This is a genomic window from Cupriavidus sp. 05L411, from assembly GCF_056398045.1.
In genome coordinates this window covers 12,920-27,300 of sequence record NZ_JBFTOQ010000040.1, presented here as the reverse complement: position 1 = coordinate 27,300, position 14,381 = coordinate 12,920, and the positions used below count along the sequence as shown (strand labels likewise).

Below are 14,381 nucleotides of genomic sequence, written 5' to 3'. Positions count from 1 at the left end.
GGGTGTTCACGCATGAACGCCCCCGGACCGGAGCCGCTTGAAAGGAACGGGGCCGCGTGGGCGCCGCTGCGAGCGCCCACACCTGCCTCGGCGGACGCGGAAACGTCGGACGAGACCCTGTACGAAGTCCGGCGCAAGATCTATCCGCGCTCGGTGTCGGGTGCGTTCTCGAGCTGGCGGGTCTGGATGGTGGTCCTGACCCAGCTGTTCTTCTATGGCATGCCCTGGCTGCAGTGGAACGGCCGCCAGGCCATGTTGTTCGATCTCGGTGCGCGCAAGTTCTATATATTCGGCCTGGTGCTGTGGCCCCAGGACGTGATCTACCTTGCCGTGCTGCTGGTGATCTCCGCGGTGTCGCTGTTTCTCTTCACGGCGATCGCTGGGCGGCTGTTTTGCGGCTACGCATGTCCGCAGACGGTGTACACCGAGATCTTCATGTGGATCGAGCGGCACGTGGAAGGCGACCGCTTCGCACGCATCCGCCTGGACGGTGATCCTTGGAGCGTGCGCAAGCTGCGCCTGAAGGCCACCAAACACACGCTCTGGATCGTGATCGCGCTATGGACCGGCTTTACCTTCGTCGGCTATTTCTCGCCCATTCGCACGCTCGGCGCGCAGGTGCTGAGCCTCTCGCTGGGTCCGTGGCAGACGTTCTGGATGCTGTTTTACTCGTTTGCCACCTGGGGCAACGCCGGCTTCATGCGCGAGCAGGTCTGCAAGTACATGTGCCCGTATGCGCGCTTCCAGAGCGTGATGGTGGATCGCGACACCTATGTGGTCACCTACGACGTGGGCCGCGGCGAGCCGCGTGGCAGCCGCTCGCGCAAGGCGGACCACAAGGCCGCCGGGCTGGGCTCGTGCGTGAATTGCAGCATCTGCGTGCAGGTCTGTCCAACTGGCATCGATATCCGCGATGGCCTGCAGTACGACTGCATTGGCTGCGGCGCCTGTATCGACGCCTGCAACCAGGTCATGGACAAGATGGCTTACCCGCGCGGGCTGATTCGCTATACCTCTGAGAACGCCATGCGCAGCGCGCTCTCCGAGACCGTGGCGCGCAAGCGTCTGGTGAGGCCGCGCACGGTGATCTACTCGGTGATCTGGCTGGCGCTGGTCGCCGGCTTCATGGCCTCGCTGGCCATGCGCACGCCGCTCAAGGTCGATATCATCCGCGATCGCGGCGCGCTGGGGCGGGAAGTGGAAGGGCGCTGGATCGAAAACGTGTACCGGCTGCAGCTGATCAACACGACCGAGGCGCCGATGCACGTCGCCGTCAGCGCGGGCAGCGATGAGCTCAAGGGCCTGATCGTGGAATATGACCACGCTGCGGGCAACCTGGAGCCCACATCCAATCGCCTGATTCCCGTGCGGGTGCGCGTGCCGATCGAGTCCGCGGCGCAGGGCACGCACAAGATCGAGGTCACAGTGACCGCGGTGCCCGACGAGGGCGCGGGCAGCCATGGCGCGGAGATTCGACAGAGCACCAGCTTTATCGTGCCGCGCAATCTATGAGGCGGCTGAGACGCTGGATGCACCAATCCGTACGCAACATACGCGATCTAGATCTAGAGGAGGCCAGATGACGCAGCAAAGCAATCCCTGGTGGAAGGAGCCATGGCCGTGGCTGCTGATGAGTGGGCCGTTCGTGGCCATGGTGGCCTGCGGGGTCACGATCTGGCTGGCCATGACCCATCCGGATCCGCCCATTGAGGAAGGGGTGGCTCGCCACGGCCTGGTGGTCGAGAAGGCGGGCAGCGCGGCACGCCAGGCAGCGCCGGTCGCGGCGCAAGCGAGGTGATCATGAGACTACGCTGGCTGATGTGGGTGCTGTGGCCCGCTTTCCTGGTCGCCGGGCTGACGACCGCGCTGGTATTCTCCATGGTCGATCCGGGCGACCTGCGTTTCTTCGGCCAGCCGGTCGAGGCATCGCGGGAGGCGGTCTACACCGTGGGCTTCCTGATCGCGTGGGTGCTGTGCTCGCTGTCGAGCGGCTTGACGCTGTACACCATGCCCACGCGGCTGGCGGACACGGACGAGCTGGAGTGAATGCGATGCGCGCCTTGCCGGTTCAGGCCAGCAGGCGCGGCATCGCGGCGAGCCGCCGCGGGCGAGGGCGGCCCGCGACGTGCACGTCAGCAGGACTTGTTGACGATCTGCTTGATCCCCACCATGTCGACCAGCTTGACGTGGCGCTGGCGAATCTGGATCAGGCCGGCTTCCGCAAAGCGCGAGAACAGGCGGCTGACGGTTTCGAGCTTGAGCCCCAGGTAGCTGCCGATTTCCTCGCGGCTCATGCGCAGCACAAACTCGGAGGCCGAATAGCCGCGCGCGGACAAGCGCTCGGACAGGTTGATCAGGAAAGCGGCAAGCCGCTCCTCGGCGCGCATCGATCCGAGCGTGATCAACATGACCTGGTCCTGCGAGATCTCCTTGCTCATCAGGCGCATAAACTGATGCTGCAGGGAAGGCAGGACGTTGGACAGCGTCTGGAGATCGCCAAAGCGCACCACGCAGACTTCGGTATCTTCCAGCGCGGTGGCGTCCGAGGCGTGCTGCATCTCGCCAAGGCCGTCGAGGCCGACGACTTCGCCGGGAAGGTGGAAGCCCGTGATCTGCGAGCGGCCGTCTTCCATTGTCAGGTGGGTCTTGAGCGTGCCAAAGCGGATCGCGTAGACGGCGGTGAGAGGATCGCCGAGGCGGTACAGGGTTTCGCCCTTGCGTACGCGCACCCGGTCCTGGACCAGCGTATCCATCTTTTCGAGGTCCTGCTGCGACATGCCGACGGGCAGGCAGAGCTGGCCGAGCGAGCAAGTGGAGCAGCGGGGCGACATCTCGGTAATGGGAATGGTGGTGAGCAATTGGGGCCTGTCGGTTTAGCGCAGTCAATCAAGCGCGATGTGGCGGGCGCATTGAGTTGAGAGCTTGACGTTGAGAGTCGTCGGTTGGAAGCGCTATCCACATCGGCCTGGCGCGCGGGTCTTGCGGCAGTGCGCTATCTGTGCAGCGCGGCTTGCCGTGCCCGTCGTCATGTTGTGCGAGCGCGCTGGTGTGCGCGGGCGCCAAGCTTCATGTTGATAGCGCCTCGTGGAGCTGCGGGGGCGCGTTCGCCGCATTTTACCGCGCCGGACGTTGCGATTGTGTGATTGGGAGGAGAAGTTGACCATAGGCGTGCTTATCAGCGTATTTACCCTGGCGTTGCTTGGCGGCGTGCACTGCGCCGCCATGTGCGGCGGGATCGCGCTGGCGGCGGAGCAGGGCGGCGTTGCGCGCGTGCCTGCCACGGTGCTCCGGCGTCCCGGCAATTGGTTGCTGGAACTGCTTGTCATGCATGCCGGGCGGCTGAGCATGTATGCGGTGCTGGGAGCCTTGCTGGGCGCCCTTGGCGCTGGCGTCTGGAAGGCACAGTACCTGCCGCTGCAACGCTGGCTGTTCGGGATCGGCAGCGTGATGCTGGTGCTGTCGGGCTTGTGGATGTTGCGCGGGCGCACCATGGGTACGGGTTGGCTGGAGCGGCTCGCCGCCCGTGGCGCGGGTGGCTTGCTGCGCGGCCTTGGCGCCGTCGGGGCGCGCTTGCCAGCTTTTGCTCGGGCGCATGGGCAGGGCCGGTTGCTGCGCCGCTACGGCATGGGGCTAGCCTGGGGGCTGGTCCCGTGCGGCATGGTGTACGGTGCTCTTGCCATGGCGTTGCTGGCCGGCAATGCCCCGTCGGGCGCGCTGGTGATGGCCGTGTTTGGCCTGGGCACCCTGCCGAACCTGCTGGTGATCTCGGGCCTGTCCGGCTATCTCAGGCAGCTTTCGCGGCGCCCGGCGTTGCGCGCTGGCGCTGGCCTTGCGGTGGTGGCCTTTGGCTTGGCGGGGGTGGCGCGTGCGCTGCTTTTGCCTGAGACGCTTGCCGCGCATGGATTCTGCCTGGTCTTCTGAAGCGCTGTTTCGTGGTGTATTTGTCACTTCTCCGTCGAGGTAGCTGTGCGAATCGGTTGCAGGTTTGCCAGGGAATGCCATACAATCGCAAGAACAGCGATATCGCGCAGCGTATTTCATCGTGGCATCGTCAGGTAGCATCCGCTGCATCAGGGATGCCTGCCAGGAACACCCAGGCAGGCGTCAGCGCCAGGGACCGTTCCCCATCCGCCGTCCGGTTCAAAAGATTCGGTTCAAAAGACCAGCCACGGCAGGGCGGGGTGAAATAGGCCAGCAGGCCCGATATCCGTATTTTCTTGCACCCGGTGCGTTCGATGATAAATGCCGCGCCGGACAGGTCCGCCACATCAGGGGGAAGGCGCGACGCAAGGGCTCCGTCGACTGGCAGATAAAGCCGGTGGCCGGGCGATCTCCTGCCGGTCAGGTCCGGCACCCGATGCAATAAAAGAAGGCGCACGGCTGGCATGCATCAAGCATGCGGTTGGCTGCGCGGCCAGATGGCGGTGGCAATCCCTACCGCTGAACCCGCAATCTCCAGTGCGCCCGGGATCAACCGGGGCGCAGGTGCAAAGACAGGCTGCACGCAATCAACATGAATACCCAAGAGGCGAAGATCGTCCTCGAGACCGCGCTGATCTGCGCGCAGGAACCCTTGCGCGTCAATGACTTGCGCCGGCTGTTTGCCGACGACGTCGGTGCCGACACCATTCGCGTGCTGCTAGAAGAGCTGCGCCGCGACTGGGAGCAACGCGGCGTGGAGCTCGTGGCACTGGCCAGTGGCTGGCGTTTCCAGAGCCGCCCTGGCATGCGCGAGTACCTGGATCGGCTGAATCCAGAAAAGCCGCCCAAGTACTCCCGCGCCGTGATGGAGACGCTGGCGATCATCGCCTACCGGCAACCGGTCACGCGGGGCGACATCGAGGAAATCCGCGGTGTCGCGGTCAGCACCGAAGTCGTGAAGAAGCTCGAGGACCGCAGCTGGATCGAGGTGATCGGCCACCGTGACGTGCCCGGGCGGCCTGCGCTTTATGCCACCACCAAGAATTTCCTTGATGACCTTGGCCTGCGCACGCTCGATGAATTGCCGCCGCTGGAAGACATCCAGGCCCAGGCGCAGGTCGCGCTGCTGAATCAGGAGCCGATTGATTTCGAGGCGCTGGGCACGGTGCCGGCGGATAGCGACGAAGAGGCATTCGCGGAACCTGGCGATGAGCAGGCCGGCGCTGCCGCGTTGGTTGTGGCGGATGCCGGAGAGGGTGAGCCGACCCCTTCCGGCGTGGTTGCCTCCGACAGTCTTGCGGCTGGCGCCACGGACGGCATCGCCGATTTGGTGGATGCGTTTGAAAGGAGGGAGGCCTTGGTGCAAGTAGAGGCTGGGTTCACACCCACGCCCGCGGCCGAGGCGGAAGTGCCGGCGACGCCCGAGCCAGACAGTAAGCCAGGGAGCGAGCCGGTGTCCGCCGAGCCCGCCGGCGCGCGGTCCGGCGACACGGCCGAGGAGCAAGCCGTCGAAGACGGTGAAACAAATGAGCAAACGGACACGCCCGCCAACGGTTACCACGTACAAGTGGCCTCCGGCGAGCAGGCGTCCGAAGTCCCGGGGGCGTCCACGACGAATCCGGCGCACCCCAGCGAGCACGACGAGCACGACCAGCGCGTGTCCAACTGAACACCATGCAACATCCGAATGTGAATACCTTGTCCGATTCTGATCAAGACGTCCGCCAGGCGGATACGCCGGCCGGCGATACCGGCAATGGCGCCGAAGGCGGCGCTGGCACCGATGGCGCGCCGCGCCGCAAGGGCTTGCGCCGTGGCTTGCGCAATCTGGTGGCCACGCGCCGCCAGGCCGCGCAGGACCGTGACGGCGACCGTGCCGCGGATGGCGGGGCGGCAATCCCTGCGGGCAGCCCCGATGCGGGCGCCGCGCAGGAAGCGCGTGGCGACGGCGCAAGGAAGGGACGTACGCGTGGCAAGCGCAAGCCCGCGGAAGGCGAGGCTGTGCAGGCCGGCGAGCAGCAGGGCGAACGCCCGGCGCCGCGAGGCCGCCGCAACTTCAGCGGTGACGCTGCCGAAGGCGTAAGCGAAGCCGCGGGCGAGCGCCAGCGCGATGCCGCGCGCGCCAACCCGAACGGGAATGGCGCCCGCAAGCGCAAGCCGCAGCAAGGCCCGCAGCCGCAAGGCGCGGCCCGCCGCGGCGGCGCCGAGGGGCAGCAAGGCGGCCCGCGCCAGCAAGGCAAGGGCAACAAGGGCAAGGGCGGCACGCAGCGCCCAGCTGCTGGTGTGCCCGAGAAGGCGCCCGCCGCCGGCGCTGCGAGCGGTGAGGACCTGTTCCGCTTTGTCATTTCCGGTCAATATGACCAGGAAGAGTCGAGTGGTCCGCAGGCCCGGGTCAAGCCGGTGCGCGAGCTGTCCGCAGACGACGATGCGCCCAAACTGCACAAGGTGCTCGCCGAAGGTGGGCTGGGCTCGCGCCGGGAAATGGAAGAATTGATTCTTCAGGGCCGGGTTTCGGTCAATGGTCTGCCTGCCCACATCGGCCAGCGCATCCTGCCGGCCGACCAGGTTCGGGTCAACGGCAAGCTGATCCACCGCCGTGTGTCGTCCAAGCCGCCGCGCGTGTTGCTGTATCACAAGCCGTCCGGCGAGATCGTCAGCCAGTCGGATCCGGAAGGCCGTCCGACCGTGTTCGACAGCCTGCCGCGCATCAAGGCAGGGAAGTGGGTGGCTGTGGGCCGCCTCGACTTCAACACCGAGGGCTTGCTGATCTTTACCTCCTCGGGCGATATCGCCAACAAGTTCATGCATCCGCGCTACGGCGTGGAGCGCGAATATGCGGTGCGCACACTGGGCGAGCTGGCCGAGGCCGATCGCCAGCGCCTGCTGCATGGCATCAAGCTCGACGATGGCGAGGCTAATTTTCTGCGCATCGCGGACGGTGGTGGCGAAGGCATCAACCACTGGTACCACGTGGCGCTGACCGAAGGCCGCAACCGCGAAGTGCGCCGCATGTTCGAGGCCGTCGGCCTGACTGTGTCGCGCCTGATTCGTACCCGTTACGGCCAGTTCCTGCTGCCGCGCGGCCTGAAGCGTGGCCGCTGGCAGGAACTCGCGGCGGACGACGTGCGCGCGCTGATGGCATCCATCGGCCTGAAGGCGCCGTCCAAGGGCGATAGCGGTCCCCGCGGCGGCAGTAAGGTGGGCGGCCGCCAGCAGCGCACCGAGGCAGCCATTGCCGGCATGCCGATGCCGACTGGCATGGACGGCCTGCCGCGCGTCAATCGCGGCAACGGCCCGCGCGGCAGCGGCGCTGGCCGCGGCCAGCCGGATCCGATGCAAACGTCGATGGGCTACATCGGTGGCCCGACCCTGCTGACGTCCCATACCACCAAGCTGGGCGGTGGTGCGGCGGGTTCCCCCCGCAGCCCTGGCGGCCCGGGTCGCGGTGGCCGCAGTGGCGGTCGTGGCGCTGGCATGGGCGGCATGGGCGGCATGGGCGGCATGGGCGGCATGGGTGGCGGTCAGAATCGTTCCCAGCGCCGCGGTGGTGGCGAAGCCAATGGGAATGTGATGCCGCAGGCCGGCAAGCCCAACGGCAACCGCCGTCCTCGTGGCGGTGGCCGCGACGGCAATCGTTGAGTGATGCGAGGCGGGGCGCCTTGGGCGGGCCTGGCAGGGAAAAGAGCGGCACGGGCCGCATCCCTGTCTTGCCAAAGCTGGGTGCCTTTGCCTTTTGCACCGCGACAGCGTATAATCAAAGTCTATTCAAAAGTCATCCTGCAAAAGGGTGGGCGAATGATGGGCATTGCGCCCATTTTTTTTTTGCTTCGCCCGTTTCGTGTGCTTGCCGTGTTTCGCGGCGCGCCGGTCGGGATGGCTGGCAGGCAAGCTGGCTGAAGCCGTCAACCAAGACGGCCGTGCCGATGGGCTGGGTCTGCCACGGTATTGATGGCCATTATTCGGGAATACAGTGCATCTGGCAGATTTGATCGAAACCACCCTGAACGGCATGGGGTACGAGCTGGTTGAGCTCGAGCGCGCTCCAGGCGGACTCATGCGCGTCTATATCGATCAGCCTGAAACCGGCATCGTCATTGAGGATTGCGAGAAGGTAAGCCGTCAGCTTACCCACGTGCTCACCGTCGAGAACATCGACTACGAGCGCCTCGAAGTGTCCTCGCCGGGGCTGGACCGGCCGCTCAAGAAACTGGCTGACTTCGTCCGCTTCGCGGGCCAGGAAGCCAGGGTTACCTTGCGCCTTCCGGTCAACGGGCAGAAGAACTTCGTCGGCATCCTGCAGACGCCTGCCGGTGAGCCGGGGGCAGAGCAGATTGGCCTCGAGTTCGAAGGCCAGAACGGCACGGCGCTGCTGGAATTCACCATATCCGATGTTGATCGCGCACGCCTGGTGCCGGTGATCGACTTCAAAGGAAATCAGAAAAAAGGGAACAAGCAATGAGCCGCGAAGTTCTGTTGCTCGTCGATGCGCTTGCGCGTGAGAAGAACGTCGACAAGGATGTGGTATTCGGTGCGCTGGAAGCGGCACTCGCTTCGGCAACCAAGAAGCGYTTCGAGGAAGACGTGGAYATTCGCGTCGCCATCGATCGYGAGTCCGGTGAGCACGAGACGTTYCGYCGCTGGCTTGTAGTCCCCGATGAACAGGGTCTGCAGGAGCCGGACAAGCAAATCCTCATGTTCGAGGCCCGTGAGCAGGATCCGGACATCCAGCTGGATGAGTTTGTCGAAGAGCAGATCGAGTCGGTCGAGTTCGGCCGTATCGGTGCGCAGGCCGCCAAGCAGGTGATCCTGCAGAAGATCCGTGACGCCGAGCGCGAGCAGATCCTCAACGATTACCTCGATCGTGGCGAGAAGGTCATGACCGGCACGGTCAAGCGTGCCGACAAGAAGGGCTTGATCGTCGAGTCCGGCCGCGTGGAAGCGCTGCTGGCCCGCGACCAGATCATCCCCAAGGAAAACCTGCGCACCGGCGACCGTGTCCGCGCATATATCCTGAATGTGGATCGCACCGCACGCGGCCCGCAGATCGAGCTCTCGCGCACCGCGCCCGAGTTCCTGATCAAGCTGTTCGAGAACGAAGTGCCGGAGATGGAGCAGGGCCTGCTGGAAATCAAGGCGGCTGCCCGCGATCCCGGCGTGCGCGCCAAGATCGCCGTGGTGGCGCATGACAAGCGTATCGATCCGATCGGTACCTGCGTCGGCGTACGCGGCACGCGGGTGACCGCGGTCCGTAACGAGATCGGCGGCGAAGCGGTCGACATCGTGCTGTGGTCGGAAGACCCGGCGCAGTTCGTGATTGGCGCCCTGGCGCCGGCACAGGTACAGTCGATTGTGGTTGACGAAGAAAAGCACAGCATGGACGTGGTGGTCGACGAGGAAAACCTCGCCGTCGCCATCGGCCGCAGTGGTCAGAACGTACGCCTGGCGTCCGAGCTGACCGGCTGGCAGATCAACATCATGACGCAGGAAGAATCGGCACAGAAACAAGCCGAGGAAAGCGACGTGGTGCGCAAGTTGTTCATGGCCAAGCTGGACGTGGACGAAGAAGTGGCTGACATCTTGATCGACGAAGGTTTCTCCACGCTGGAAGAAGTGGCCTATGTGCCCATCAGCGAGATGTTGGAAATCGACGCCTTCGATGAAGATACCGTCAACGAGCTGCGCAACCGCGCCCGCGATGCGCTCTTGACGATGGAACTGGCCCGGGAAGAAAAGGTGGAAGAGGTGTCGCAGGATCTGCGCTCGCTCGACGGCCTGACCCCGGAACTGATCGGCAAGCTGGCCGAAGGCAATATCCACACGCGTGACGAACTGGCCGAATTGGCCGTCGACGAACTCGTCGACATGGTTGGTCTCGGCGAGGATGATGCCCGCGCGCTGATCATGAAAGCACGGGAACATTGGTTTAACTGAGGGACACGCTCACGTAGTGCTTTTCCAGGCTGCTTGAGCGCGCATTCCACACACAATTGTCCCGACGTATAACCAAGCATTGAAAGGGTTTGAATGGCAAGCACAACAGTTGCCCAACTGGCCGCAGAACTGAGCCGCAGCGCAGCTGCCCTGCTGGAACAATTGCAGGCAGCTGGGGTGGGCAAGGTGACGCCTGACGACATCATCACCGAATCCGACAAGACCAAGTTGCTGGATTACCTCAAGCGTTCCCACGGGGCGGCCGATGACAGCGCGCGCAAGAAGATCACGTTGACCAAGCGTGAGACCTCCGAGATCCGCCAGGCTGATTCCACCGGCAAGACTCGCACGGTGCAGGTCGAGGTGCGCAAGAAGCGCGTCCTGATCAAGCGCGACGAGGCTTCCACCGATGGTGCCGATGGCCACGAAGTGGTCGAGCTGCCGGTCGATGCGGCCGAGCAGGCACGCCAGGACGAGGAAGATCGTCAGCAGGCCGAGTTGCTGGCACGCCAGGAAGCCGAGTCGAAGGCACGCCAGGAAGCGGCCGAACGCGAGGAGGCCGAGCGCCGCGCCAAGCAGGAAGCGCTGGAGGCGGAAGAGCGCCGCCAGGCTGAGCTCGCCGCCCGCAAGGCGGAAGAGGAAGCTGCCGCCCTGCGCGCCGCCGCTACGGCCAAGGCGCCGGAAGACGACGATTCGCGCAAGAAGGCCGAAGACGAGAAGGCTCGCCTGGCCGCCGAACGCGCTGCCGCGCAGAAGGCCGCCGACGACGCCAAGCAGGCCGCCGACAAGGCGCGTGCCGAACAGGACGCAGCGCGCAAGCGCCGCGAGGCCGCCGAAGCCGAAGCCCGTGCCATTCAGCAGATGCTGAATGCGCCGGCGCGCGTGCTCAAGGCGCCGTCGGAACGCAAGGCTGAAGAAAAGAAGGCCGAGCAGACTGGCACGCTGCACAAGCCGGTCAAGCCGCCTGGCACCGAAGTCAAGAAGGACGAGAAGAAGCCCGCAACGACCACGGCCACTGCTACCACCACCGTCGACAAGAAGACCGGCAAGGTAGTGAAGGCAGGGACTTCCTCGACCTGGCAGGACGAAGGCTCGAAGAAGAAGGGCAGCGGCCTGAAGACCCGCGGCGATTCGTCCGGTGGCGTTGGCGGCTGGCGCGGCGGTCCGCGCGGCCGTGGCAACCGTCACCAGCAAGACGATCGCGGCACGAATTTCCAGGCGCCGACGGAACCGGTGGTGCGCGAAGTGCACATCCCCGAGACCATTTCGGTGGCCGATCTGGCGCACAAGATGGCCGTCAAGGCTTCCGAGGTCATCAAGCAGATGATGAAGCTCGGCCAGATGGTGACCATCAACCAGGTGCTGGACCAGGAAACCGCCATGATCGTGGTGGAAGAAATGGGCCACAAGGCGTTTGCCGCCAAGCTGGACGATCCGGAAGCGCTGCTGGTCGTGGGTGGTGAAGACCACACCGACGCCGAGCAGCTGCCGCGTCCGCCGGTGGTGACCGTGATGGGTCACGTCGACCACGGCAAGACCTCGCTGCTGGACTACATCCGTCGTGCCAAGGTTGCGGCGGGCGAAGCCGGCGGTATTACGCAGCACATCGGTGCCTACCATGTGGAAACCGAGCGCGGCGTGATCACCTTCCTGGACACCCCGGGTCACGAGGCCTTCACGGCCATGCGTGCTCGTGGTGCCAAGGCAACCGACATCGTGATCCTTGTGGTCGCGGCCGACGACGGTGTGATGCCGCAGACGAAGGAAGCCATTGCCCACGCCAAGGCGGCGGGCGTGCCCATCGTGGTCGCGATCAACAAGATCGACAAGCCCGAAGCCAACCCGGACCGCGTCAAGCAGGAACTGGTGGCCGAGCAGGTGCTGCCGGAAGAATACGGCGGTGATTCGCCGTTCGTCCCGGTGTCCGCCAAGACCGGCGCCGGCATCGACGACCTGCTGGAGCAAGTATTGCTGCAGGCCGAAGTGCTGGAACTGAAGGCGCCGGTGGATGCCCCGGCCAAGGGCCTGGTGGTGGAGGCTCAGCTGGACAAGGGCAAGGGCCCGATCGCGACCATCCTGGTCACCAGCGGCACGCTCAAGCGTGGCGATGTGGTGCTGGCTGGCAGCGCTTATGGCCGCGTTCGCGCCATGCTGGACGAAACCGGCAAGCCGACCAAGGAAGCCGGTCCCTCGATTCCGGTCGAGATCCAGGGCCTGTCCGAAGTGCCGGCGGCTGGTGAAGAAGTGCTGGTGCTGCCGGACGAGCGCAAGGCGCGCGAAATCGCGCTGTTCCGTCAAGGCAAGTACCGCGACGTCAAGCTGGCCAAGCAGCAGGCGGCCAAGCTGGAAACGATGCTGGAACAGATGAGCGAAGGCGAAGTGCAGACGCTGCCGTTGATCGTCAAGGCCGACGTTCAGGGTTCGCAGGAAGCACTGGTGCAATCGCTGCAGAAGCTCTCCACCGAAGAAGTGCGCGTACAGATCGTGCACGGCGGCGTGGGCGGCATCTCGGAGTCGGACGTCAACCTGGCTACGGCCTCGAAGGCGGTCATCATCGGCTTCAACGTGCGTGCCGACGCTGGCGCGCGCAAGCTGGCCGAGAACAACGGCATCGATATTCGCTACTACAACATCATTTACGATGCGGTAGACGAGATCAAGGCGGCAATGTCGGGCATGCTGGCACCGGAAAAGCGCGAAGTCACGCTAGGTACGGTCGAAGTGCGCCAGGTCTTCCGCGTGCCGAAGATTGGCGCGGTGGCTGGTTGTATGGTCACCGACGGGCTGGTCAAGCGTACCGCCCTGGTACGGGTGCTGCGCAACAACGTGGTCATCCATACCGGCGAGCTTGATTCGCTCAAGCGCTTCAAGGATGACGTCAAGGAAGTCAAGCAGGGCTTCGAGTGCGGTTTGTCGATCAAGAACTTCAACGACGTTCAGGAAGGCGACCAGCTCGAAGTGTATGAAATCACCGAGGTGGCGCGCACGCTGTAAGGCGTGTTGCGGGCGGCGGGCCAACTGGCCCGCCGCTGCCCTTCTCGACAGCAAGCGTATTGAATGGCCAAGAAAGGCAATATCTCCTCTCGTAATCTCCGGATTTCCGACCAGATCCAGCGCGACCTGGCCGAGATGATCCAGCGTGAGCTGCGCGATCCCCGCCTGGGGCTCGTCACACTGCAGTCGGTCACGCTGACCCCCGACTACGCGCACGCCAAGGTGTACTTCACCGTCCTGGCGGCTGATGCCGCGGAAGTGGAGGGCATCCTCAACGAAAAGTCCGGTTACCTGCATTCGCTGCTCTACAAGCGGTTGCATATCCATACCGTGCCGACGCTGCGCTTCTTCCACGATACCTCGGTGGAACAAGCGATCGAGATGTCCAAGCTCATCAAAGAAGCCAACTCCACACGCGCAAAAGAAGACTGAAAGACGGCCCGTAACCACGGGCCGTTTTCTTGTTCACGCCGGTTGCTTCGCGTCTCCTTTGTCCCTGTCTGTCACGCCCGGCCAAGAAGCTTTGCCGGCGTCACATTGCTCCCCGTCATGACCCATCCCAACACCAATCGCCCGCCCCGGCAACCGCGCCGCGAGGTGCATGGCGTGCTGCTGCTCGACAAGCCGCTCGGCCTTTCGTCCAACGATGCGCTGGTGCGTGCCAAGCGCATGCTGCGCGCGCTAAAGGCCGGACACACCGGTACGCTCGACCCGCTGGCCACCGGCTTGCTGCCGCTGTGCTTTGGCGAGGCGACCAAGTTCTCGCAGGACTTGCTCGAGGCCGACAAGACGTACGAAGCCACTGTGCGGCTGGGCCTCAAGACCGCGACCGGCGACGCCGAGGGCGAGGTGATCGCCGAGCGTCCGGTAACCTGCGATATCGCGGCGCTGCGCGCCGCAATGTTGCGCTTCGCGGGCGAAATCGAGCAGGTGCCACCGATGCATTCCGCACTGAAGAAGGACGGGCGTCCGCTGTACGAATACGCACGTGCCGGCCAGACCGTGGAGCGCGCCGCGCGCCGCGTCACCATCCACGAAATCACGCTGCTCGATTGCGGGCTGCCGCAGATGCCTACCTTCAGCATGCGCGTGACCTGCAGCAAGGGCACTTATATCCGCACCTTGGCCGAGGACATCGGCGAGGCGCTCGGGTGCGGCGCGCACCTGACCGGCTTGCGCCGTACGGCGGTGGGCGACCTGAGCCTGGAAGGCGCGGTCACGCTGGAGCAGATCGAGCAGCGCTCCGACGAGGAGCGCCCCGGAATGCTTGCGCCGGTCGATGCGCTGTTGCAGCGCTGCGTAGCGGTGACGCTCGATGAGGCCGCGATGGCGCGCTTCCTGCAGGGCCAGCGCATCGCGCAGCGCGACCTGCCGGCGGGCGTGGCGCTGGCGGAAGACGAACTCGCCAGTGTCTATGGCGGCGCGCCGCGCCGCTTGCTTGGCGTGGCGCGCATGCGTGAAGGCGCCTTGCGGCCCGAGCGGCTGGTCAAGCTCTAACGCGGACAATGCGGCTGCATCGGGCAGGGAATCCCGAC

The 14,381-nt window shown here is 64.9% G+C and carries 13 protein-coding genes; 11 read left to right on the top strand and 2 right to left on the bottom strand.

Translation table 11 applies throughout. The features are described from left to right. Positions 1-12 precede the first annotated feature (12 nt). The 3 genes from ccoG to AC1DQR_RS31640 all read left to right on the top strand — a co-directional run bounded on the left by ccoG (position 13) and on the right by AC1DQR_RS31640 (position 2,046). Positions 13-1,512: a cytochrome c oxidase accessory protein CcoG gene (gene ccoG / locus AC1DQR_RS31650; protein WP_416049041.1), complete on the top strand. Its 1,500-nt coding sequence runs from the start codon at positions 13-15 to the stop codon at positions 1,510-1,512. Positions 1,513-1,579: 67 nt separating this feature from the next. Then, positions 1,580-1,798, top strand: a complete 219-nt coding sequence (locus tag AC1DQR_RS31645) for a membrane protein (protein ID WP_043347331.1) — start codon at positions 1,580-1,582, stop codon at positions 1,796-1,798. 2 nt (positions 1,799-1,800) lie between these two features. Further along, positions 1,801-2,046: a hypothetical protein gene (locus AC1DQR_RS31640; protein ID WP_043421572.1), complete on the top strand. Its 246-nt coding sequence runs from the start codon at positions 1,801-1,803 to the stop codon at positions 2,044-2,046. Between the two features lie 86 nt (positions 2,047-2,132). Here AC1DQR_RS31640 and fnr read toward each other — a convergent pair whose 3' ends face one another. After that, positions 2,133-2,858 (bottom strand): fumarate/nitrate reduction transcriptional regulator Fnr, encoded by a 726-nt coding sequence (fnr, locus tag AC1DQR_RS31635; RefSeq protein ID WP_150990999.1) that lies wholly within the window; start codon positions 2,856-2,858, stop codon positions 2,133-2,135. A gap of 298 nt (positions 2,859-3,156) precedes the next feature. Between fnr and AC1DQR_RS31630 the strand changes: the two genes are divergently transcribed. Next, positions 3,157-3,921 (top strand): sulfite exporter TauE/SafE family protein, encoded by a 765-nt coding sequence (locus AC1DQR_RS31630; protein ID WP_477134419.1) that lies wholly within the window; start codon positions 3,157-3,159, stop codon positions 3,919-3,921. A gap of 130 nt (positions 3,922-4,051) precedes the next feature. On the opposite strand, the gene AC1DQR_RS31625 is transcribed toward AC1DQR_RS31630, so the two are convergent. Further along, complete coding sequence (locus tag AC1DQR_RS31625) at positions 4,052-4,387, bottom strand: hypothetical protein (RefSeq protein WP_477134418.1); 336 nt, start codon at positions 4,385-4,387, stop codon at positions 4,052-4,054. Positions 4,388-4,513: 126 nt separating this feature from the next. On the opposite strand from AC1DQR_RS31625, the gene scpB reads away from it, so the two are divergent. From scpB to truB, 7 genes are all read left to right on the top strand, one after another. Further along, positions 4,514-5,590 carry an SMC-Scp complex subunit ScpB gene (scpB, locus tag AC1DQR_RS31620; RefSeq protein WP_416049038.1) on the top strand — a complete coding sequence of 359 codons (1,077 nt, stop codon included), beginning with the start codon at positions 4,514-4,516 and terminating at the stop codon, positions 5,588-5,590. 5 nt (positions 5,591-5,595) lie between these two features. Further along, entirely contained in the window at positions 5,596-7,560 is a 1,965-nt protein-coding gene (gene rluB / locus AC1DQR_RS31615) for a 23S rRNA pseudouridine(2605) synthase RluB (RefSeq protein WP_477134417.1), read from the top strand. A 331-nt stretch (positions 7,561-7,891) separates the two neighbouring features. After that, on the top strand, positions 7,892-8,380 hold the full coding sequence (gene rimP / locus AC1DQR_RS31610; RefSeq protein WP_416049036.1) for a ribosome maturation factor RimP: 489 nt from the start codon (positions 7,892-7,894) through the stop codon (positions 8,378-8,380). Beyond that, positions 8,377-9,852, top strand: a complete 1,476-nt coding sequence (nusA, locus tag AC1DQR_RS31605; protein WP_043347317.1) for a transcription termination factor NusA — start codon at positions 8,377-8,379, stop codon at positions 9,850-9,852. The genes rimP and nusA overlap by 4 nt, the downstream gene beginning before the upstream one ends. Before the next feature lie 93 nt (positions 9,853-9,945). Beyond that, positions 9,946-12,846: a translation initiation factor IF-2 gene (gene infB, locus AC1DQR_RS31600; RefSeq protein WP_253927462.1), complete on the top strand. Its 2,901-nt coding sequence runs from the start codon at positions 9,946-9,948 to the stop codon at positions 12,844-12,846. A gap of 63 nt (positions 12,847-12,909) precedes the next feature. After that, positions 12,910-13,278 carry a 30S ribosome-binding factor RbfA gene (gene rbfA / locus AC1DQR_RS31595; protein ID WP_006162086.1) on the top strand — a complete coding sequence of 123 codons (369 nt, stop codon included), beginning with the start codon at positions 12,910-12,912 and terminating at the stop codon, positions 13,276-13,278. A 117-nt stretch (positions 13,279-13,395) separates the two neighbouring features. Then, entirely contained in the window at positions 13,396-14,343 is a 948-nt protein-coding gene (truB, locus tag AC1DQR_RS31590; protein WP_416049034.1) for a tRNA pseudouridine(55) synthase TruB, read from the top strand. Positions 14,344-14,381 lie beyond the last annotated feature (38 nt).

Excerpts from the sequence above, each read along its gene's own strand:
- rbfA (WP_006162086.1), top strand. The coding sequence starts at position 12,910 with ATGGCCAAGAAAGGCAATATCTCCTCTCGTAATCTCCGGATTTCCGAC.
- AC1DQR_RS31625 (WP_477134418.1), bottom strand. The coding sequence starts at position 4,387 with ATGCCAGCCGTGCGCCTTCTTTTATTGCATCGGGTGCCGGACCTGACC.
- rluB (WP_477134417.1), top strand. The coding sequence starts at position 5,596 with ATGCAACATCCGAATGTGAATACCTTGTCCGATTCTGATCAAGACGTC.
- AC1DQR_RS31640 (WP_043421572.1), top strand. The coding sequence starts at position 1,801 with ATGAGACTACGCTGGCTGATGTGGGTGCTGTGGCCCGCTTTCCTGGTC.
- infB (WP_253927462.1), top strand. The coding sequence starts at position 9,946 with ATGGCAAGCACAACAGTTGCCCAACTGGCCGCAGAACTGAGCCGCAGC.
- ccoG (WP_416049041.1), top strand. The coding sequence starts at position 13 with ATGAACGCCCCCGGACCGGAGCCGCTTGAAAGGAACGGGGCCGCGTGG.
- truB (WP_416049034.1), top strand. The coding sequence starts at position 13,396 with ATGACCCATCCCAACACCAATCGCCCGCCCCGGCAACCGCGCCGCGAG.
- scpB (WP_416049038.1), top strand. The coding sequence starts at position 4,514 with ATGAATACCCAAGAGGCGAAGATCGTCCTCGAGACCGCGCTGATCTGC.
- AC1DQR_RS31645 (WP_043347331.1), top strand. The coding sequence starts at position 1,580 with ATGACGCAGCAAAGCAATCCCTGGTGGAAGGAGCCATGGCCGTGGCTG.